Genomic DNA, 19,695 nt, shown 5'->3' on the forward strand with positions numbered 1-19,695 from the left:
GGGCACGGACTACCGGCCAAACGCCCCGTCGGCCATGTCGGCGGCGGGTTCCCGAGGCCTAGAGTCGTCCTCGGGCGGCGCGACAGCAGGGTTCGAGTGACCCTCGACCGACGCACCCACGGGGGGCCCGGCACATCCCACAGCACCCGCTTCGCAGACCCGTTCCCGGATCATCCGGCACGCCTGCCACCTCAAGGGAGTCCGCCATGTCCGACAACGCTCTCGACCTCCAGGACCTCGACCTCAGCGAGCTGAACGTCACCGCGCTGCGCGACACCGTCGCGCTGCCGGAGAACGGCGCGTCCTGGGGCTCCTGCTCCTGCCAGGGCTCGTCCTCCTGCGCCCAGCCGGAGACCATGGTCGCCCCGCTTTCCTGACGACTCATCAGCTCACGACTCGTCACATCACCGTCCGGCAAGCCTCGTTCGAGAACCCAGGGAGACATCATGTCCGACCGTACACAGGGCACGCTCGCGCTCGATGACATCCTCGCCCTCGACGGCCTCGACCTCGGGGAGCTGACCGTCACCTCGCTGCGCGACACCGTCGCGCTGCCCGAGACCGGCGCCTCCGGCGGCCCCAGCTCGACCTCCTGCGGATCGTCCTCCTGCGGCGCGCCGCACCCGCCGGTCCTCGACACCTTCTGAGAACCGGCCCCACCGAACCACCCCGCACCACCCCGTACGCCGAGCATCGCCCCGCACCACCAGTGCAACAACTTTGAACCCGGCGCGTTCGCGCGGACGCGCCGGGTTCCTGCCGTGCACCGCCCAGGCCCGTCGGAGGGAGCCGCCATGCCGAACCGAGCCCTGCCGCGTCCCGTACTCCGCCCGGTCCCCGCACCCGTGCCGGCACCGGTCGCCCACACCGCCCGCCACGCCCTGGTGCGCGCCACCGTGCTCGCCCGGCCCGCACAGTCCGCACCGTCGGCAGCCGTACGGAGCCTGCTCGCCGAACTCGGCACCGTCGAAGCCGCGGAGGCGGCCCTGCGGACCGACCTCTGCGACGACCTGTACGACAGCCGCACCGGGCACGACGAGGAGTTCCACCGCCGGATCGTGCTCCCGCTCCGCCGCGACCTGCACAACGGACGCCCGCCCCGCGCCGCCCACCTCGACCGGCTCGCCGACCTGCCGCAGCGCGTCCCGCGGCTCGCCGACTGGCTGGACCTGCGGCAGCGCCGCGCCCGGCTGCTCGCCGCGCTCGCCGACGCCGTCCCGCCCGCGCTCGCCGCCGAACGTGCCGCTCTCGCCGAACTCTGCCGTGCGTCCGCCTTCACCCGGGCCGTCGCCCTCACCAGCGCCGACCTGCTGCGCGCGGTCGCCAACACGGCGCGCGCGGCCGACTCGACGGGGGAGCGGCCGGCCCGCGCCCGCAAGGAGGAAGCCGCCGTCCTGCGCCACGCGCTGCGGGCCACCACCAAGACCAGCCCGCTCACCTGGTTCACCTCGGTCGGCTGGTCCTCGGGCGACGGCCTGCCGGACGGGTACGCGGAGGACGCCACACCGGACGGGCCCGCAGGGGACACCACGCCGAACGCCATGCCGGACGCGCCCACCGGAACGCCGGTGCCCCCGTACGCGGTGGTCCGGGAGAACCGGACGCTGGTCGCCGCGCTCGTCCAGGCCCTGCTCGACGACCCCCGGCGCAGCCGCACCCTGCCGCACCGGATGACCGGCGCCGCCCGCGTCGCCGACGGCCGTGCCCACTACGCCCGCAGCGAGGTGGTGTTCGCCGGCGGCCGCTACCTCGTCACCCGCGAGGAGGAGGTCGAACTGGCCGACCGGCCCGAACTGGCGCTGCTCGCCTCGCTCGCCGACACCCCGGACACCCCGGACCGCCTCGCCACCCGCCTCGCCGCCGCCCTCCGTCGCCCGGAGGACGACCCCGTCGTGCACCGCTTCGTCGGCCAGCTCCGCACCGCCCGCCTGCTGGTGCCCACCGACCCGGTCGACCCGCAGGACCCGCAGCCGCTGCGCAGCCTCGCCCACTGGCTCCGGCAGTGGCCGCAGGACGCCGCGATCGTCACCCTGGTCGACCACCTGGCGGACCGGACGGCCGAGTTGGCGGACGCGCCGGGCGAGCGCCGCCCCGCGCTGCTCGCCGCGCTCGCCGACGCCTGGCACCGGGTGCTCGCCGCCGCCGGCCGACCCGTCCCCGCCGAGGCCGCACCGCTCACCGTTCTCAGCGAGGACGTCCACGCGCCCGCGCCGCCGCAGCGCCGGCCGAGCCGGGCCGACCGCGCAGCGCTCGCCGAACTCACCGCGCTGGCCGAGCTGTTCGACCACGGCCACCTGATGCGACGGGCCGCCTGCGACCGGTTCGTCGCCCGCTACGGCGTCGGCGGGGTCTGCGGCACGCCGTGGGAGTTCGCCGCGGATGCCGCCGAGGCCTGGTCCGCCATCGCCGTACCGGACGAACTGGCCGCCCTGCGGGCCGAGTTCGCGGCCGTACCGGAGACGGGCGGCGAGATCGTCCTCCCCGCCGAGCGGGTCCGGGCGCTGGCCGCCCGGCTGCCCGACTGGACCGCGGCCCGGCCGCTCAGCTACTCGTGGTTCGTCCAATCCGACCCCACCGACGGCCTGTTGTGCGTCAACCACGTCTACGGCGGCTGGGGGCGCTTCGCCAGCCGGTTCCTCGACGCCACCACACCGCGGGCCGCCGCCGACGTCACCCGGCAGATCCGCCGCGGCCTCGGCGAGGGAGCCCGCGCGGCCCAGATCCGGCCGGTCGGCGGCTTCAACGCCAACCTCCACCCCCTGCTGCTCGCCGACGAGATCGGCCCCGACCGGCGGTGGACCAACCTGGTCGAAGCCGACCTCGACCTCGTCCACGACCCCGCCTCCGACCAGCTCCGCTTCCGTCTGCGGAGCACCGGCGAACTGCTGGACGTCCTCTACCTCGGCTTCCTCGCGCCGGTCATGCTGCCCCAGCGGCTCGCCCCGCTGCTCGCCGACCACCCCAACGGCGTGGTCGACTTCCGCCCGCTGCTGCCCCGCACCGCCCTCGGTGCGCCCGGCGGCACCGTCACCGGGACCCCGCGCCTGCGCCACCGGCACGTCGTCCTCGCCCGCCGCCGCTGGCACCTGCCGCCGGCCGTCCTCGACGCCCTGCGCGCCGACCTCGCCGCGGACCCCGGCGCCGACGGGATCCCGGCCGGGGCCACCGCCCGCTGGCGCGCCCTGCTGGGCCTCCCCGAACAGCTCTTCCTCCACCCCGTACCGGCCGCCGCCACCACGGACACACCCGCCGACGCCTTCGTGGCCCACCTGCGGGCGCCGAAGCCCCAACCCGTCGACCTCGGCAACCCTCTGCACCTGTGCCACCTCGCCAAGTGGCTGACCCGGTACCCGAACGGGGTGGTGCTGGAGGAGGCGCTGCCCGCCATCGCCGGTACGGCGGAGCCCACCCGGACGGTCGAGCTGGTGGCGGAGACCTACCGGCCCGGACGGGCGGGCGCCACGGGCCCCGAGGAGGGAGCCCCGTGACCCGGGCGCCGTCGCACGCGAGGGCCGGCCGGCCCTCGGGCGGCCCGCGGCACGGTGCCGCGGAAGCCGGCGGCCCGCCCCCGGGTGCGAGTCCGCTCCCCAGTCCTTCCCCCCGTCCCGCTCCGCACTGCCGAGGAGGCGTCCGATGAGTGACCTGGCCGACGGCCCGGAGGCCGTGACCGCCCGCGATGTGGTCCTGACCTACTACCAGCCCGTCAAGGCCCGCGCGCTGCGCGAAGCCGTGCTGCCGGCCGCCCGGCAGGCGGCGGCGGACGGGCTGGAGGCGCACGTCGAGCGGCACTGGCGGTTCGGGCCGCACCTGCGGCTGCGGCTGCGCGGCCCGGGGGCGCGGGTGGCCGCCGCGGCCGAGCGGGCCGCCGAGGGGCTGCGGGCCTGGACGGCGGCGCACCCGTCGGTCGCCGACCGGACGGACGAACAGCTGCTGGCCGAGGCCGCCGTCGCCGGACGGGTCGAGCTGATCGCGCCGCCGTACGGGCCGCTGGTGCCGGACAACACCGTCCGCGTGCTGCCCGTCGACCCGTCCGCCGGGGAAGCGCTGAACGCCCTGCTGGGAGCCGGGTCCGCCGAACTGCGCGACGAGTTGATGCGGCTGGGCCTGCCCGCCCTCGGCGCGGGGTGCGACTTCCTCGGCGCGCACGGCGACGCCTCCGAGGCCCGCGTCCAGCTGGTGGTGTCGGCGCTCGCCGCCCACGCCGCCGCGCACCCGGAGGGGCTGATCGGCGGGCACTACTCGATGGTCTCGCACCTGGAGGACTTCCTCGTCCACGAGGACCCGGACGGCAGCCTGCGGGCCGCCTTCGACCGGCGCTGGGACCGCGTCGGCGGCGCCGTCACCGCACTGGTGGGCCGGATCACCGACGGCGGCGCGCGCGGCTGGGAGCGGGACTGGGCGCACTGGTCGGCGACCGCCTGGGCCCTCGCGGAGCGGCGCCACGCGGCCGGGATCGACCTCGGCGGCAGCCGCGAGGAGTACCGGGCCCGCGCGGCCGCGGTCGGGGACCCGGAGACCGCCGCCCGCTGGGACTTCGCCCTGCGCACCCGCTACAGCGACTTCCACTGGCTGCTGCACCGCTCCGACCCCGGCGGCACGATGTGGACCCGCCCGGACTACCTGATCTACCGGGCCTGCACCAACGGCCTGTACCGGCTGTTCGCGATCTGCGACGTCCGGCCGGTGGAGCGCTACCTCGCCGCGCACCTGGTGGTCCGCACCGTGCCCGAGCTCACCGGGCACCGCTGGCAGGACCGGGTGGACGAGGTCATCGCCGCCGTGGAGGGTGCCGCGTGACCGGCCGGGCCGGGGGTCCGCAGGGGGGCGTCGTACGGCCCCACCTGCGCCCGGGCGTGGCGGTGACCCGGCTCCGGGACGGACTGCACCTGCGCGGGCGCGGCAGCAGTCTCACCCTGGAGGGCAGCCGCGCGCTCCCCGCGCTGTGGAAGCTGCTCGACGCCCGGCTCGCGCCCGGTGCGGACCCGGCGGCGCCGGTCCCCGAGCCGAAGGTGGCGGCGGCGCTGGCCACCGTCACCGCCCGGCTGCGCGAGCACGACCTGATCGTGGACCACCCGAGCGGCGCCCGACTGCCGCTCTGGCCGGGCGCGGTGGCGCCGGAGCCGGGTGGCGCGGCGGCGGCCCTCGCGGCCACCCGCCCGGTGGTGGCCGCCGCCGACCCGGACGGCCCGCTGGCCCGCGCGGTGGCCCGTGGCCTCGCCCGGGGCGGGACGGCCGCACCGGCGGTGGTCGCCGACGCCGGGCTGCCGGCCGGGCGGGTGGTGGCCTCGGTGGGCGCCCCGCCGGTGGCGGTCGCGGTGCAGTGCGGCGCGGACGGCGGGTTCGTCACCGAGCCCGCCGACCCGGCCCGCACCCGGGCGGACGCCGCCGCCCTCGCGGCCCGACTGGGCACCGGCCCCGGCGCCGGTTCCGGCACCGACGCTGACCCGGGTGCTGGACACCCCGGCGCGCTGCCCGTCCTGCTCGGCGCCGCGGCCGCCCAGCGGCTGCTGTGCGCCGTCGCCGGCCTGCCGGACCCGGGCGAGCCGGGCGACGACCCGCGCCTGCTCGCCGGTCGCCCCGCCGTCCTGCTCGCCGAGGCCCGCCCGACGCGCGCCGAGCACCACCCGTGGGCGGCGGGTGCGGGCGGTGCCGCCGAACCGCCCACGGACCTCGTCGAGGCCCTCCGCCGGGTGACCGCCCTGGGCGATCCACGGCTGGGCGTCCTCGACGCGCCGTCGCCCGGCGACCTGCCCCAACTTCCCGTCGCCCTGGTCTCCTGCGCCACGCCGTCCGGCACCCTGGTGGCCGGCGCGGCCCGGACGGACCTCGCCCGGCTGGCCGCCGCCTGCCGGTCCGCCGAACTCCACCTGGCGGCCGTCGACGGGGGAGCGGCCCCGGTGGTGGGCGCCGACCCGGAGCACGCCCTCGGCCGGGCCCTGCGCGCGGCGGCCCTCGACCGCGCCGCGGCGGACGGCCTCGCCTCGCACGGACCCGCGCTGCCGGAGTCGGCCTGGCGCGAGCACCCGCAGGCCGCGCACTGGTGGGCCGTACTGGCCCGTCTCCTCGGCCGGTCGCCAGCTCTGACGATCCGTCAATTCCAACATGGTGTAAGGGCCTTCCTGGCCGAGGTCGACGGGAGCCGAGCCGTCGAGGCCACCCCCGCCGACGCCGTCGCCCACGCCGCCCTGGCCGCCCTCACCCGCCTCCTCGCCCGGCGGAGCGGCCTGGCCGCCGCCCACCACACCGCCCTCACCGGCGCGGCCGCCCCGCTCGCCGCCGCCGGGCGCCACCCGGCCGCCTGGACGGACGAGGGCTGGACCGACCACTGGCTCACCGGACTCGCCGACCGCGAAGCGGACCTGCGCGCCGCCCTGCACCGCCTGACCGGCCTGCGCACCGCCCCGTGGCGGCCCGCCACCCCCGCCGTCCGTCCGCTCGCCAACGCCCTGGACGGCTGCGGGTTCACCGCACTCGTACGCTCAGGAGACGGCCGATGAGCGAACTCCCCGTCCTCACCCCGGCGCAGGCCCTGGCCACCACCCGCGGCACCGCCGTGGTCCACCTCACCGAGTGGACCCTCTGCCTCGCCGCCCGGCTCAGCCGCCACGCCCTGGCCCACCCCGTGCGCCTGGTGCCGGTGCGCGAGGACGGCGCGCTGACCCTGGTCGGCCCCGTCCTGCACCCCGGCGCCCCCGCCTGCCTCGGCTGCACCGAGTACCAGCGGCTCGCCACCGCCGGCGGCCGGGTGCCCTGGCAGAGCCCCGAACTGGCGCTCGCCGGCACCGGCACCCCGGCCTTCGGCGACGCGGTGGCCGCACTCGCCGCCGAGCTGGCCGCAGCCGTACCGGCCCCTGCGCTCGCCGCCGAGCCGGCCGCAGCCGTACCGGCCCGCGTAGGAGCACCGGCCCCCGCCGAAGCGCCGGCCCCCGCCGCGGCCGCACCGGATCCGGCCGACGTCGGCCACGCCACCGTCCACCTGGTGAACGGTGCCCGCGCCACCTGGTCCACCCACCGGGTCCGTCCCGTCGGCGGCTGCCCCGTCTGCCACCCGCTGCCCGCCGACACCGCGGAGGCCGCCCGGCTGCCCGCGACGCCCCGCCCGCTGCCCGACCCGGCCGTGCTGCGCGGCCCCAACGACCGTACGGGCGCCGAGCAGTTGCGGGCCGAACTGCACGACGAGCGCTTCGGCCCCGTCCGCCGGCTGTTCCGCACCGAGGACTCGGCGTTCGCCCTCACCACCGCCTGGGCGACCGACGGCCGGACGGTCGACGACGGCGGCTACGGACGGGCGGAGGACTTCCGTTCCAGCGAGCGGGTGGCCCTGTTCGAGGCCGTGGAGCGGTACGCCGGCATGCGGCCGCTCGGCCGCCGGACCGTCCTGCGCGCCTCCTTCGCCGACCTGCGGCGCGACCTCGGCCGCGACGCCGTCCTCGACCCCGCCCGGCTGGGCCTGCCCGACCCCGCCCACCACGGGCACCCCGCCGCCACCACCGTCCCGTACACCCCGGACCTGGAACTCGACTGGGTGCACGGCTGGTCGCTGACCCACCGCCGCCCGGTCGCCGTCCCCGAGCACGTCGCCTACTGGGACCTGCCGGCCCGCGACCGCCCCCGCGTGGTCTACGAGTCCTCCAACGGCTGCGGACTCGGCAACAGCCCCCAGGAGGCCGCGCTCTACGGCCTGTTCGAGGTCGCCGAGCGCGACGCCTTCCTGATGGCCTGGTACGCGGGCACCCCGCTGCCCGGCGTCGCCGTCCCCACCGAGGACCCGCAGGTCGCCGACCTGGCCGCCCGGGCCCGGCTGTTCGGCTACCGGCTGACCCTCCTCGACGCCACCAACGACCTCGGCATCCCCGCCGTGATCGCCCTCTGCCGCCACCACGGCGGCCACCCGGACACCCCGCGCACCTTCCTCGCGGCGGGCGCCCACCACGACCCGCTGACGGCGATCCGTTCCGCCGTCGCCGAGGTGGTCACCAACGTCCAGGAGGCCCCGCACCGCTCCACCGCCCCGGGCGGCCCGCGCGACCCGCAGCGGCTGCGGCAGCTGCTGGACCGGCCCGACCTGGTCGTCACCCTGGACGACCACGTCGGCCTCAACGCCCTGCCCGAGGCGCAGCCCCGGCTGGACTTCCTCTTCGCCGGCCCGCCGCCGGTGCCCCCGGCCGAGCGCTGGCCCGGCGCCCCCGCGCCGGTCACCGACCTGACCGAGCTGCTGGAGGACACCGTGCGCCGGCTCGCCGGCGAGGGCCTGGAAGTCGTCGTGGTCACCCAGGACGAGCCCGGCGTCCGCGACCGGCTGGGCCTGCACTGCGCCAAGGTGATCGTGCCCGGCACGCTGCCGATGACCTTCGGCCACGTCAACCGCCGCACCCGGGGCCTGCCCCGGCTGCTGGAGGTCCCGTACCGGCTCGGCCGCACCCCGGGCCCGCTGCGCCACGACGAACTGCCGCTCCACCCGCACCCGTTCCCCTAGCCCTCCAGCCCTCCAGCCCTCCAGCCGTCCGGGAAGGACACGATGACCATGCAGGACGTGACGACCGCCCACCGGCCGCCCACCGGCCACGCCGCACCCCCGACCGGCTGGCACAGCCTGCACCTCGCGCTGCCCCTGCCCGCCCACGAGGCGGACGCCTTCGTCACCGCCGACCTCGCCCCGCTGATGGACGGGCTCGCCGACACCGACTGGTTCTTCATCCGCTACGGCGAGGGCGGCCCCCACCTGCGGATCCGCCTCCGCGGCCCCGGCGCGCCGCCCGCGTCCCTCGCCGCCGAGCTCTCCCGGCTCGCCACCCGCCGCACCCCCCTGGACGAGCCCTGGGCGGCGCGGCACGGCGAGGTCACCGAGGTGCCGTACGTGCCCGAGACCGAGCGCTACGGCGGCCCGGCCCTGCTGCCGATCGCCGAGGAGCTGTTCACCCGCTCCACCCGCACCGCCGTGCACGCCCTGCGCGCCCTGGACGCGGCCCCCGGTTCCCGCCTGCCGATCGCCCTCGACCTCGCCCACACCACCGCACACGCGCTCGGCCTCGACGAGCTCGCCGCCTCGCGCTGGCTGCGCCGCCAAGCCGCCTCCTGGCGCTGGGTCACCGAGTACCGGGCGCTGCCCGGCGCCGCCGTCCACACCCGGGTGAACACGGTGTTCGCCCGGCAGCGCGACGCCCTGGCCGGGCGTGCCCGGGCCCTGCGCGCGGCCCTCGGCTCGGGGACGGCCGCGCCGTGGCTGGGCGACTGGGCCGCCGAGGTCGCCGACGCCGCCGCCCGGATGCGGGCCGCCGGGGCCCCGGAGCCGGCCGAACGCCTCGCCTGGGTCTGGGCCTCGCAGCTGCACATGCTGTTCAACCGGCTCGGCGTCGGCCCGGACGAGGAGCGCGCGGTCTGCCGCCTCGCCGCCCGGACGCTGCTGGAGACCGAGCAGCCGTTCACCTTCTTCCCCGCCGACCACCACGCGCCGGACCACCAGTACCTGGAACGCAGCAAGTTCCAGATCGGCCGCACCGAGGACACCACCCTGCGGGACCTGCCGCCCGTCCCGGCCCAGCGGCCCCGGCCCGGCGACGTCCCGCTGCCCGCCGACCCGCTGCCGCCGGTCACCCTCGCCGACGCGCTGCTCACCCGCCGCTCCAGCCGTGGCCCGCTGACCGGCCCGCTCACCGCCGCCACCCTCGGCGGCCTGCTGTGGCCGGCCTTCGCCGAGGGCGAGGCCGAGGGCACCGGCCACCGCCCGTACCCGAGCGCGGGCGCCCTGCACACCGTGCGCCTGCGGCTGGTCGCCCTCGCCGTCGACGGCCTGCCCGCCGGCACCTACGAGTGCCTGCCGGAGCACCGCAGCCTGCGCCCGATCGGCCCGCCGCCCGAGCTCGACGACCTCAAGGCCCTCTCCTCCTACCTCTCCCGCCCGGCCGGCGACCCGGCGGCGATCGACATCGGGAGTGCCCCCGCCGTCCTCGTCGTCTACCTCGACCTCGCCCTGCTGCGCCGCCGCTACGGGCTGCGGGCGCTGCGCCTCGGCCTCCTCGAAGCCGGCCACCTCACCCAGAACCTGCTGCTCACCTCCGCCGCCCACGGCCTGGGCACCACCCCCCTCGGCGGCCTCCAGGACGACCTCGCCCACGAACTCCTCGGCCTGGACGACATCGAGGAGCCCGTCCAGTACCTGCTCCCGCTGGGGCGGCCGGTGCCGGCGGAGCGTCCCGGCGGCCCGGTGCTGCCCGGGTGACCGCGACGTGAGGGGGCCGGACCGGGGCCGTTGTTCCCGGGGCCGTTGTCACTCGGGCCGTTGTCGCCGGGGCCGTTGTTCTTGAATGGGTATTCAGATATGGTTCCCCCATGCCCAGGCCCCGTGAGTTCGACCCCGAGACCGTCCTCGACCAGGCGATGCTGCGGTTCTGGGAACGCGGGTACCGGGCGACGTCCATCGAGGACCTGGTAAAGGCCACGGGCGTGAAGCCCGGCAGCATCTACGGCGCCTTCCCCGGCGGCAAGCGTGCGCTCTTCGTCCAGTCGCTGGAGCGCTACTCGAAGCTGGTCGTGCCCCGCAAGCTCGGCGAGCTGGAGGCGGCGGGTGCGTCGGTGGCGGAGGTCCGCGGCTACTTCGACGGGCTGGTGCGCGACCTGCTCAGCCCCGAGGGGCGCCAGGGCTGCCTGCTGGTGAACACGGCGATCGAGAACGCCGCCGAGGACGACGCGGCGGCGGCCGTCGTGCGCGGCCACCTGGCGCGTCTGGAGCGGTGCATGACCCACGCCCTGGAGAACGCCGTTCGCCGGGGTGAGGTGCGGGCCTCGCTCGATCCGGGCGGCAGTGCCAAGCTGCTGGTCGCGACGTGCCAGGGGCTCATGGTCGTCGGCAAGGCCAATCCCGACGGGGCGGTGCTGCGGGCGATCGTCGACAACGCCTTCGCCGTGCTCGCCTGACGCCACGGCACCTCGGGCCACCGTACGCGGTGGCCCTTTCGTCGGCCCTATAGATGAATGACTATTCAAGAATGAGGTTGGGACATGAAGGCCATGGTCATATCCGCCCACGGCGGCCCCGAGGTCCTCACCGCCACGGAACTGCCCGACCCGGTGCCCGCCGCCGGCGAGGTCCTCGTCCGGGTGAAGGCGTTCGGCCTCAACCACGCCGAGGCGTACATGCGGAGCGGTGCCTGGGGCCAGGTGGCCGCCGTCCCCGGGATCGAGTGCGCCGGCCTCGTCGAGGCCGACCCCTCGGGCGAACTCCCGGTCGGGACAAGGGTGGTGGCGATCCTCGGCGGCATGGGACGGACCCGCAACGGCAGCTACGCGGAACGCGTCACCGTCCCCGCGACCAACGTGGTGGCCGTGGACTCGACGCTGCCCTGGGCCGACCTGGCCGCCGTGCCCGAGGTGTACGCCACGGCGTACAGCGCCCTGCACGGCAACCTCGCCCTCGGCGCCGGGGAGACCCTGCTGGTCCGCGGCGCGACCTCCTCCCTCGGGCAGGCCGCCGTCAACCTGGCCGTCCACCACGGCGCAACGGTGCTCGCCACCACCCGCAACCCCGCACACGCGCCCCTGCTCAAGGACCTCGGGGCCTCCGAGGTGCTCATCGACGACGGGCGGCTGGCCGCGGAGGTCGAACGCAGGGGCCTCGCCGTCGACGCGCTGCTCGACGTCGTCGGCAACACGGTGCTCCGTGACTCGCTGCGCACCGTCGGGCCGCGCGGCCGGGTCTGCCAGGTCGGCTTCCTCGGCGGATTCGCCCCCGTGGCGGACTTCGACCCGATCGCCGACCTGCCCAGCGGCGTCCGGCTCAGCTTCTTCGGCAGCGCCTTCGTCCTGGGGACCCCGGCCTTCCCGCTCTCGGGCGTTCCACTGGACGAGATCTACGCCCGGGTCGAGTCCGGCGCACTCCGCGCCCGCCCCACCCGGACCTTCCGCTTCGACGAGATCGTCGAGGCCCACCGGGTGATGGAGGCCGGCCAGGCCCTGGGCAAGATGGTCGTCGTCCTCGACTGACCCGACGCGGCCGGGCGGCACCGACCCTCCGGTGCCGCCCGGCCGCCGTCTCGCCGCCCCGGGCGGCCGGCGCCGGACCTAGCTGCTGTACACGCCGACCTCGTGCAGCGAGTACCCCCACTGGGTGCCGCGCTGCACGCCCTGCACGCGGACGTACCGGGCCGGGACGCCGGGGAACCGTGCGGTGTCCAGGCCGCCGTCCCCGGTCGTGGTGGACCACACCGACCGCCAGGTGCTCCCGTCGGTGGAGACCTCGATCCGGTACGCCCGCCCGTAGGCGCGTTCCCAGTCCAGCGTGACCCGCCCGACCAGGCCGGTGGAACCGAGGTCGACCTGGAACCACTGGTCGTCGCTCCACTCGCTGGCCCAGCGGGTGCCCGGGTCGCCGTCCACCGCCCGGCCGGGCGCGAAGCTGACGAACGGGTTCCACCACTCGGTGGTGCTGGCGGTGGCCGGGCGGTTGGCGGCCAGGTTCTCCGTCGACCGGTGCCGCTCCGCGGCCCCCCACGTGGTGAGGTAGGACTCGGCGCCGCGGAAGAGGTCGTCCACCACGCCCTGGCCGCCGACCTGCCGGATGTCCTCCAGCCAGTCCGGCACCAGGCCGTAGTGGGCGGCGCCGTCCGTGTTGATGTCCCAGGTGCGCGAGCCGGTGGTCTGGCGGTCGATCAGGGACCCGCCGTCCGCGCTGCGGAACGGGTAGTGCACCGGGTTGGCGGTGTCCGCCCCGCGCGGGCCGGGCCAGCCGCCGACGCCGTTCATGTCGGTGCCGTAGCCGTACCCCACGTTGTACTTGTCGCGCAGCGCGTCGGTCCGCTTGGCCTCGGCGCTGAACGCCTCGGCGCCGTTCATGTACTGGGCGACGAAGCCGCCGAGCTTGTAGACCCGCTCGATCCAGTCGAGGTCCATCCAGCTGTGCGAGGAGATCACGCCCGGGTAGGACTCCGACTCCAGGATCTCGAACGAGCGCGCGGCCGCCTTGACGCTCATGTGGTCGACTTCGAGCATCATCTTGCGTTTCATCATCCCGCGCACCGCGTACTCGCCGAGATCGGTCAGCCCGCGCGTGTTGCACTGGGCGCCGTCGGCGTAGGCCGGCACCGCGACCCCCGCCGGGAGCTGCTGCTGCGCCTCGGGCGCCGGGGCGAGGCCGATCGGGTTGTCGTGCTGCGGCCCGGCGCACTGCTCGGTCTTCCAGAAGGTGCCGGTCGACAGGAACTGCCCGACGTTGATCGCCGTCCCGAGCGCGCCCTCGTCGAAGCGCACCCCGCAGAGCGCGTTGTCGAACTTGTGGCAGAGGAACATGCTGCGCACGCCCAGCCCGTACAGCTCGTCCAGGCCGCGGTCGATGTCGGCCCTGCTGCACTGGGCGACGTCGAGGATCTGCTTGCAGCCGAAGGGCTCGGAGGTCTCCACGCCGAGGATCACGGCCAGCTTGCCCTGCTCGACGACCTCGCGGGCCTGCGCGCTGTCCGTGACGATCCGGAACCAGCCCTTGCCCGGCCCGCCGTACATCGTGTCGACGTAGGCCTGCAGCTCGTACGTCTTCTGCGCCTGGAGGCGGATGGAGGTCATCTCGTCGCAGCTGCGGTCCTTGAAGAAGTAGACCGAGCAGATCACCCCGTTGGTGACCAGGTCGTTGACCAGCACCCGCTGGCCGCCGCGCCAGGCCCGTTCGATCCAGGCGTAGTAGTTCTGCTGGTGGGTGAGCGAGTCGTGGGCCGGCCAGTCCTTGAAGGTCGGCCAGCCGACCGGGTCGTGCTTGCCGTCGCCGCCCTTGGTGATGAAGTCGAAGATGGCGAGCGAGCCGTCGGGGTAGTGCTCGGGGCAGTCCTTCAGCGCGTCCGCGATCCCGGCTTCGGAGAAGGACTTGCCGCAGATCAGCCGCCCGCCGAACGCCTCGTTGGCCATGATGTGGTCGTGCGCGTCGACGAAGCCCCGGACCCGCCCCTGGGCGTCGGTGCCGCGGAACGGTTCGCCCGTGACGCCGATCTGCGAGTCGGGCGCGGGGCGTGCGGTCGGGTTCCACCAGTCCGTCCCGCCCGGCGCGGCGGGCGCCGGCCCGGCGAGCGCCATGGCGGCGAGGGTGAGGAGTGCGGCCAGCAGTGCGACGAGTCCGCGTCTGCCGTGGGGGAGTCGGTGCATGGTCACCACCCGTGTCCGAGGTGAGGGGGTGGCGCGGCCACGCACGGGCCCGTCCGGGGCGCGGACCGACCCTTCCGGGCCGGCTGTCATGGACCGCGCACTCGGTGTGATGAGAATCGCCACTGTTGGACTGGTAGTCAATAGGCGTGCGCGGATTCCGGTGCGGATTCCCTGCCGGCCCCGGCGGTCCTCGACGAGCCGATCGCATCCGCCTCTGTCAGGCTGATGGAGCGGTGCCGAGCGGCACCGCCGCGCGCGAGGAGGTCCGTACGGATGTCTGAGCGAGAACCGGGGCGGAAGCCGGATCCGGCCGACCGCAGGGCCCACACGGCGGCCTTCCGGGCCGCGGAGGCCCGCCGGGAGCGGCGCCGGCGGTGGCTGGTGCGCGGCACGATCGGCCTGGTCGCCGTGGCGGCGGTCGGCGGGATCGCCGCCGTGATCGCGACGAACCAGGGCTCGTCCGGTTCCTCGCACGGGATCCCGGCGCAGCCGCGGATCACGGCCGAGGGCCGCACCACGCTTCCGCCGTGGGACGCGCCGAGCGACGTCGCGGCCGCGGTGGCGGCGGCCGGGCTGCCGATGCTCGGCACCGAGGGCTCGGCGCTGCACATCCACACCCACCTGGACGTCCTGGCCGACGGCAAGCCCGTCGAGGTGCCGGCACAGATCGGCGTGGACGAGGCCGCCCAGCAGATCAGCCCGCTGCACACCCACGACACCACCGGCATCATCCACGTCGAGTCGCCGGTGCACGCGGACTTCAGCCTCGGGCAGTTCCTCACCGAATGGCAGGTCTCCGCCTCCGCCGACCACCTCGGCGGCCTGAAGACCGACGCCACCCACACACTGAAGACCTACGTCAACGGCAAGCAGACCGACGGCGACCCGGCCGCGCTCCTGCTGCACGACCACGACGAGATCGCCCTGGTCTACGGCACGGCCGCGGAGGACGCCGGCGTCCAGGTGCCGAGCGGCTACACCTGGCCGAGCGGGCTGTAGGGACGGCCATGGCGTACGAGCCCGAGAGTCCCTTCCGCTCGCCCATCGTGGGTGACCTCAACCTCTCCCAGCCCGGGCCCGCGCCCGGGAGCGAGCCCGGCTCCCCGCCGGGGCTCATGCTCAGGGCCGTCGAGGAGGTCGACCCGGAGCAGCAGGTGCCGATGCTGATCGAGCTGAACCTGCGCTACCCCGGCGGGCTGCAGGTGGTCCGCGACGAGTTCTACGCGCTCTGGGAGCGCTACGCGGGACGCTCCCGCGGGCAGTGGCCCGACGAGGTCACGTCGGGGAGCCACGTGCAGCCCGAGGTGCCCCCGGGGCTCGCACTGGTCGCGCCGAAGCTGTACCAGACCGTCCTGTCCCGGGCGGACCTCGGCGAGCTGGTGGAGGACGACCGCCGCTCCGCCGCCCGCACCGGGCGACCGCCGACCGTCTTCCGGGTGTGGCCGGACTACCTGCTGCACCCGCAGATCGACCGCTCCGCACCCACGGTGAAGGCCAACGCCGCCTGGCGCGCCTACGACGCGCGCGGGAGCGGGATCGTCTGGGCGGTCATCGACAGCGGCATCGACGCGACCCACCCGCACTTCGCCGGGCTGGAGCTCGCGGCCGAGGGGCGCGGCGAGGACTTACCGCAGGGGCGGACCAGCGGTCTGCACCGGGACTTCAGCTTCCTGGTGAACCCGGCCGACCCGGTGGCGCAGCCGCCCGGCGGAGCGGCGGCCGGGGCCCCGGCGTCGCCGCTCGTGGACGACAGCGGGCACGGCACGCACGTCGCCGGCATCATCGCGGGCTGCACCCCGGACGGCATGACGCCGCGGGTGGCCACGCCGGACGAGCCCGGGGACGGCGGGTTCGTGGCCAGGGCCGGAGCGGATCGGCTGTCGGGGATGGCGCCGGCCTGCGAACTGGTCAGCATCAAGGTGATGAGGCTCAGCAGCCAGGGGACCTACGTGACGTCCTCCAGCGCGGTCATCCGCGCGCTGACCTACCTGCGGACCGAGGTCAACGTGGACCCGGCGGTGCTGCGGGTGCACGGCGTCAACATGAGCCTCGGTTGCGAGTGGCGGCCCGACCAGTACGCCGCGGGCCAGTCGCCGCTGTGCCAGGCGGTGGGCCAGGTGGTCGCCTCCGGCGTGGTCGTGGTGGTCTCCGCCGGTAACTTCGGTGCCCGGAGCACGTCCCGGGACACCGCCGACACCTCGGCCGTCATGGGCTCGATCACCGAACCGGCGCACACCGAGGACTGCATCGCGGTCGGCTCCACCCACCGGGAGGCCCCGCACGCGTTCGGCGTCACGTGGACCTCGGGAAAGGGCCCGACGCTCGACGGGCGGATGAAACCCGACGTCGTGGCGCCCGGCGAGTGGATCGCCTCGGCGGCCAGCGGCAAGGTCCGGGCCACCGCCGGGCTGACCCCGGCCCCGGGGGACCCGCTGCCGGCGAGCCTGCTGACGTACGCCGAGCAGTCCGGCACCTCGATGGCGGCGCCGCACGTCTCGGGTGTGATCGCGGCCTTCCTCTCCGCCCGCCCGGAGTTCATCGGCCGGCCGCAGCAGGTCAAGAGCCTGCTCACCGCCTCCGCCACCGACCTCGGCCGGGAGCGCTACGCCCAGGGGGCCGGACTGGTGGACCTGATGCGGATGCTGGCGAATGTCTGACGGACGGACGAACGGCCACCCGAAAGGCCACCCGAAAGGGCACCCGAAAGGTCACGCGCGATGAGACGACTGCCGACGAACGAGCCCGTGTGGGACGTCACCTTCGACGCCCAGGGGCTGCTGACCGCCCCCGCGGCGGCGGAATTCCTCGACCAGGTCATCGCCGAGGGGGTGCAGGACCTGTTCGTCTTCAGCCACGGATGGGGCACCGCCCAGCAGAGCGCCCGCGAGCTCTACGACGCGATGTTCCCGCTGATCCGGGAGGCCGTGAGCGACGCGGCGAGCCTCGGCACGGTCGGATTCGCGGGCGTCTACTGGCCCTCGCTCTGGTTCCCGCCCACGCCGGCCACCCCGCCACCGGCGGCCGCCGCGCCGCAGGCCGGGGACGGTGCCGTGGTGGACCTCAGCGCCGGAACGGCGGCCGTCTCCGGGGCCGACATCGCCGCGTCGCTGGTCCAGGGCTTCGCCGACCCGGCGCAGCAGCAGACGGTGACGGACCTCGGCCGGCTCATCGACGAGGGGGTGGCGGCGGTCGGCTCGGACGAGACCGACGAGGTCAAGGAGCAACGGCTGGTGCGGATCCACCAGTTGGTCCGGTCGCTGGTGCCGCCGCCCGCGCCCGACGGCACGTTCGAGGACTCGGGCGAGCAGGCGCTGCTGCAGGACGCCGACCCGAAGACGGCGTACCAGGCCGCCGCCGAGGCCTTCGGCAGCGCGCCGCCCGGCTCCTCCACGCAGGGCATCGGCGACTGGTTCCGGCACGCCGTGAACGGGGCGAAGGACGCGCTGCGGGTGCTCTCGTACTCGGTCATGAAGGCCCGCGCCGGCGACATCGGCCGGACCGGCCTCGGGCCGCTGCTCGCCGCCCTGCATGCCCGCGCGCCCGGCCTGCGGGTGCACCTGCTCGGGCACAGCTTCGGTGCCCGGCTGGTCTCCTTCGCCCTGGCCGGGGTCGGTGCGCCGGCCGACAGCCCGGTCGCCTCCCTGCTGCTGATCCAGGGGGCGTTCTCGCACTGGTCCTTCGCACACGCCCAGGACAACCCCTTCGGCAGCGCGGGCGCGCTGAACACCTTCGCGGACCGGGTGCACGGCCCGCTCGTCTCCACCTTCAGCGTCCACGACTGGGCGGTCGGCGTGTGGTACCCGAAGGCCTCCTTCCTCGCCCGCCAGGACTCCGAGGCCGACGTCGCCGGGCGCTGGGACGGCATGGGCGCGGACGGGTACCAGGCCGTGGCGCCGTCCGAGGACCGGGTGATGCCCGCCGACGGCAGGGCCGCGTACGGCTTCGTGCCCGGGGCCTTCTACCGGGTGAACGCCGCCGCCGTCATCGACAACGTGGAGGGCGAACCGTTCTCCGGCGCGCACTCCGACATCCGCAAGCCGCAGGTGGCCGCGCTCGCGGCGGCCGCCGCCGGGGCGCACGCGTAGCAGGGGCGGGGGGTTCGGCGGGTCGACGCCGACGGCCACCGGCCGCCCGCGGGGCTACCGGCCGGGCGCGAGGCTACCGGCCGGGCGCGGTCGGCGGCGGAGTCTCCAGCACCCGGAAGGAGATCCCCGCCGCGACCAGCCGGTCGATCAGCGGCCGGCCCATCGCCACCGCCGTGGTCAGCTGCCCCGCCAGCGGCGGCAGGTCGTCGTACGCCAGGCACAGCGCCGACTCCGCCAGCATCTTCGCGGTCTCCTGGTAGCCGGGATCGCCCCCGGACACCTCGGCGAGGACCGTCCGCCCGCCCTCCGCCCGGGCCACGAACCGGACGGCGAACCAGGACCGCGCCCGCTGCTCCGCGCTCGGCCCGGCGCCGGGCGCGCGCAGCCGCCCCAGCGCCCGGCGCAGCGGCGGCAGCTGGGCGGCGAGGGCGAGCGCCGCCACCGCGGCGACACCGCCGAGGGCGACCGGCAGCCGCCGTACCGCCGCGTAGTGCGCGTAGCCGAAGTCCGGGCCGTACTCGTCCAGCGCGGCGGCCGAGCGGGACACCACCTGCGGGTCGATCGTGGGCATCGGCACCGCCCAGGCGCGGGCCGTCCGCGACCGGTGCGGCCGGCCGGCCGGGGTGCGGACCAGCCGGCCCTTCGGCCGGGGCTCGACCGCGCGGCGCTCCCGGGCGGCCCGGGCCATCGCCCCCGGCCGGGAGAGGGCCGTCATCGCGGAGGCGAAGGTGCCGCCGGAGACGGTGCCGCCGACGCGGACGAAGCCCTCGACCGACACCCGGGCCGCCGGGCCGCCGCGGCGCAGCAGTTCGTCGACGGTGAACAGCACGCCGAGGTCGTGCGGCACCGAGTCGAAGCCGCAGGCGTGCACCAGCCGCGCGCCGGTGGCCACCGCCCGCTCGTGGTACCGGAGGTACATCCGGTCGACGAACTCCGGCTCGCCGGTGAGGTCCACGTAGTCGGTGCCGCTGTCGGCGCAGGCCGCGACCAGCGGCTCGCCGTGCCGCAGGTACGGGCCGACGGTGGAGACCACCACCCGGGCCGAGGCGGCCACCTCGCGCAGCGCCGCGCGGTCCGCGGCGTCCGCGACCAGCAGCGGGAGGTCGGCGCAGCGCGGGTCGATCGTCGCCAGCCGCGTCCGGACGGCGGCGAGCCTGCGCCCGTCCCGCCCGGCGAGCGCCCAGCGGCAGCCCTCGGGCGCGGTCCGGGCGAGGTACTCGGCGGTGAGCCCGCCGGTGAACCCGGTGGCTCCGAACAGGACGAGGTCGTACGGGCGGGTCTCGGCCATCAACAGTCCCTACGTGCAGCAGTCCCTACCGGCGGGTAATCGACTGCGCCACGCTAGGAGCCCCGTGCGGCACTGTCAACGGCTCCGAGCAGGCGGCGCGGGCGGCACGGTCAACGGTTCCGAGCAGGCGGCGCGGGCGGCACCGTCGAGCGGGCCGGGGGCGTCGCCGACCGCGCGTTGACCGCTTGTCTACCACGGACT

General features: G+C 76.0%; 14 protein-coding genes. 12 read left to right on the forward strand and 2 right to left on the reverse strand.

Features of this window, described 5'->3' with window-relative positions; all coding sequences use genetic code 11:
* The first annotated feature begins 206 nt into the window (after nucleotides 1–206).
* From ACIRST_RS02445 to ACIRST_RS02485, 9 genes are all read left to right on the forward strand, one after another.
* Nucleotides 207–377, forward strand: a complete 171-nt coding sequence (locus ACIRST_RS02445) for a thiazolylpeptide-type bacteriocin (RefSeq protein WP_350523097.1) — start codon at nucleotides 207–209, stop codon at nucleotides 375–377.
* Nucleotides 378–446: 69 nt separating this feature from the next.
* The gene (locus ACIRST_RS02450) at nucleotides 447–647 is read left to right on the forward strand and encodes a thiazolylpeptide-type bacteriocin (RefSeq protein ID WP_350523096.1); all 201 of its coding nucleotides are present in this window, start codon (nucleotides 447–449) and stop codon (nucleotides 645–647) included.
* Between the two features lie 147 nt (nucleotides 648–794).
* Nucleotides 795–3,488 carry a lantibiotic dehydratase gene (locus ACIRST_RS02455; RefSeq protein ID WP_402799325.1) on the forward strand — a complete coding sequence of 898 codons (2,694 nt, stop codon included), beginning with the start codon at nucleotides 795–797 and terminating at the stop codon, nucleotides 3,486–3,488.
* 145 nt (nucleotides 3,489–3,633) lie between these two features.
* Nucleotides 3,634–4,797, forward strand: coding sequence for a hypothetical protein (locus ACIRST_RS02460; RefSeq protein WP_402799328.1), 1,164 nt, complete (start codon nucleotides 3,634–3,636; stop codon nucleotides 4,795–4,797).
* The gene (locus ACIRST_RS02465) at nucleotides 4,794–6,497 is read left to right on the forward strand and encodes a hypothetical protein (RefSeq protein WP_402799331.1); all 1,704 of its coding nucleotides are present in this window, start codon (nucleotides 4,794–4,796) and stop codon (nucleotides 6,495–6,497) included. Before ACIRST_RS02460 ends, ACIRST_RS02465 begins: the two co-directional genes overlap by 4 nt.
* Nucleotides 6,494–8,476, forward strand: coding sequence for a TOMM precursor leader peptide-binding protein (locus ACIRST_RS02470; protein ID WP_402799333.1), 1,983 nt, complete (start codon nucleotides 6,494–6,496; stop codon nucleotides 8,474–8,476). Before ACIRST_RS02465 ends, ACIRST_RS02470 begins: the two co-directional genes overlap by 4 nt.
* Before the next feature lie 42 nt (nucleotides 8,477–8,518).
* Nucleotides 8,519–10,219: a thiopeptide-type bacteriocin biosynthesis protein gene (locus tag ACIRST_RS02475; protein ID WP_402799335.1), complete on the forward strand. Its 1,701-nt coding sequence runs from the start codon at nucleotides 8,519–8,521 to the stop codon at nucleotides 10,217–10,219.
* A 110-nt stretch (nucleotides 10,220–10,329) separates the two neighbouring features.
* Entirely contained in the window at nucleotides 10,330–10,914 is a 585-nt protein-coding gene (locus tag ACIRST_RS02480; RefSeq protein WP_350523090.1) for a helix-turn-helix domain-containing protein, read from the forward strand.
* Between the two features lie 84 nt (nucleotides 10,915–10,998).
* Entirely contained in the window at nucleotides 10,999–11,979 is a 981-nt protein-coding gene (locus ACIRST_RS02485) for a zinc-binding dehydrogenase (protein WP_402799338.1), read from the forward strand.
* Between the two features lie 78 nt (nucleotides 11,980–12,057).
* Here the strand turns inward: ACIRST_RS02485 and ACIRST_RS02490 are convergent, their stop codons facing one another.
* Nucleotides 12,058–14,121: a discoidin domain-containing protein gene (locus ACIRST_RS02490; RefSeq protein ID WP_402799340.1), complete on the reverse strand. Its 2,064-nt coding sequence runs from the start codon at nucleotides 14,119–14,121 to the stop codon at nucleotides 12,058–12,060.
* A gap of 273 nt (nucleotides 14,122–14,394) precedes the next feature.
* Here ACIRST_RS02490 and ACIRST_RS02495 point away from each other — a divergent pair, with 273 nt between their 5' ends.
* Genes ACIRST_RS02495 through ACIRST_RS02505 form a run of 3 tightly spaced genes read left to right on the forward strand, consistent with a single transcriptional unit; the run spans nucleotide 14,395 to nucleotide 18,206 of the window.
* Nucleotides 14,395–15,120: a hypothetical protein gene (locus tag ACIRST_RS02495; protein WP_402799342.1), complete on the forward strand. Its 726-nt coding sequence runs from the start codon at nucleotides 14,395–14,397 to the stop codon at nucleotides 15,118–15,120.
* A gap of 8 nt (nucleotides 15,121–15,128) precedes the next feature.
* Nucleotides 15,129–16,778 carry a S8 family serine peptidase gene (locus ACIRST_RS02500; protein WP_402799344.1) on the forward strand — a complete coding sequence of 550 codons (1,650 nt, stop codon included), beginning with the start codon at nucleotides 15,129–15,131 and terminating at the stop codon, nucleotides 16,776–16,778.
* A gap of 60 nt (nucleotides 16,779–16,838) precedes the next feature.
* The gene (locus ACIRST_RS02505) at nucleotides 16,839–18,206 is read left to right on the forward strand and encodes a hypothetical protein (RefSeq protein WP_402799345.1); all 1,368 of its coding nucleotides are present in this window, start codon (nucleotides 16,839–16,841) and stop codon (nucleotides 18,204–18,206) included.
* Between the two features lie 73 nt (nucleotides 18,207–18,279).
* Here the strand turns inward: ACIRST_RS02505 and ACIRST_RS02510 are convergent, their stop codons facing one another.
* Complete coding sequence (locus ACIRST_RS02510) at nucleotides 18,280–19,494, reverse strand: saccharopine dehydrogenase family protein (RefSeq protein ID WP_402799347.1); 1,215 nt, start codon at nucleotides 19,492–19,494, stop codon at nucleotides 18,280–18,282.
* Nucleotides 19,495–19,695 lie beyond the last annotated feature (201 nt).

It is taken from the genome of Kitasatospora sp. NPDC101447 (genome assembly GCF_044767225.1).
Lineage (GTDB): Bacteria > Actinomycetota > Actinomycetes > Streptomycetales > Streptomycetaceae > Kitasatospora.

Coding starts and splice junctions, on each gene's coding strand:
- ACIRST_RS02445 (WP_350523097.1), top strand. CDS start 207: ATGTCCGACAACGCTCTCGACCTCCAGGACCTCGACCTCAGCGAGCTG.
- ACIRST_RS02450 (WP_350523096.1), top strand. CDS start 447: ATGTCCGACCGTACACAGGGCACGCTCGCGCTCGATGACATCCTCGCC.
- ACIRST_RS02455 (WP_402799325.1), top strand. CDS start 795: ATGCCGAACCGAGCCCTGCCGCGTCCCGTACTCCGCCCGGTCCCCGCA.
- ACIRST_RS02460 (WP_402799328.1), top strand. CDS start 3,634: ATGAGTGACCTGGCCGACGGCCCGGAGGCCGTGACCGCCCGCGATGTG.
- ACIRST_RS02470 (WP_402799333.1), top strand. CDS start 6,494: ATGAGCGAACTCCCCGTCCTCACCCCGGCGCAGGCCCTGGCCACCACC.
- ACIRST_RS02475 (WP_402799335.1), top strand. CDS start 8,519: ATGACCATGCAGGACGTGACGACCGCCCACCGGCCGCCCACCGGCCAC.
- ACIRST_RS02480 (WP_350523090.1), top strand. CDS start 10,330: ATGCCCAGGCCCCGTGAGTTCGACCCCGAGACCGTCCTCGACCAGGCG.
- ACIRST_RS02485 (WP_402799338.1), top strand. CDS start 10,999: ATGAAGGCCATGGTCATATCCGCCCACGGCGGCCCCGAGGTCCTCACC.
- ACIRST_RS02490 (WP_402799340.1), bottom strand. CDS start 14,121: ATGCACCGACTCCCCCACGGCAGACGCGGACTCGTCGCACTGCTGGCC.
- ACIRST_RS02495 (WP_402799342.1), top strand. CDS start 14,395: ATGTCTGAGCGAGAACCGGGGCGGAAGCCGGATCCGGCCGACCGCAGG.
- ACIRST_RS02500 (WP_402799344.1), top strand. CDS start 15,129: ATGGCGTACGAGCCCGAGAGTCCCTTCCGCTCGCCCATCGTGGGTGAC.
- ACIRST_RS02505 (WP_402799345.1), top strand. CDS start 16,839: ATGAGACGACTGCCGACGAACGAGCCCGTGTGGGACGTCACCTTCGAC.
- ACIRST_RS02510 (WP_402799347.1), bottom strand. CDS start 19,494: ATGGCCGAGACCCGCCCGTACGACCTCGTCCTGTTCGGAGCCACCGGG.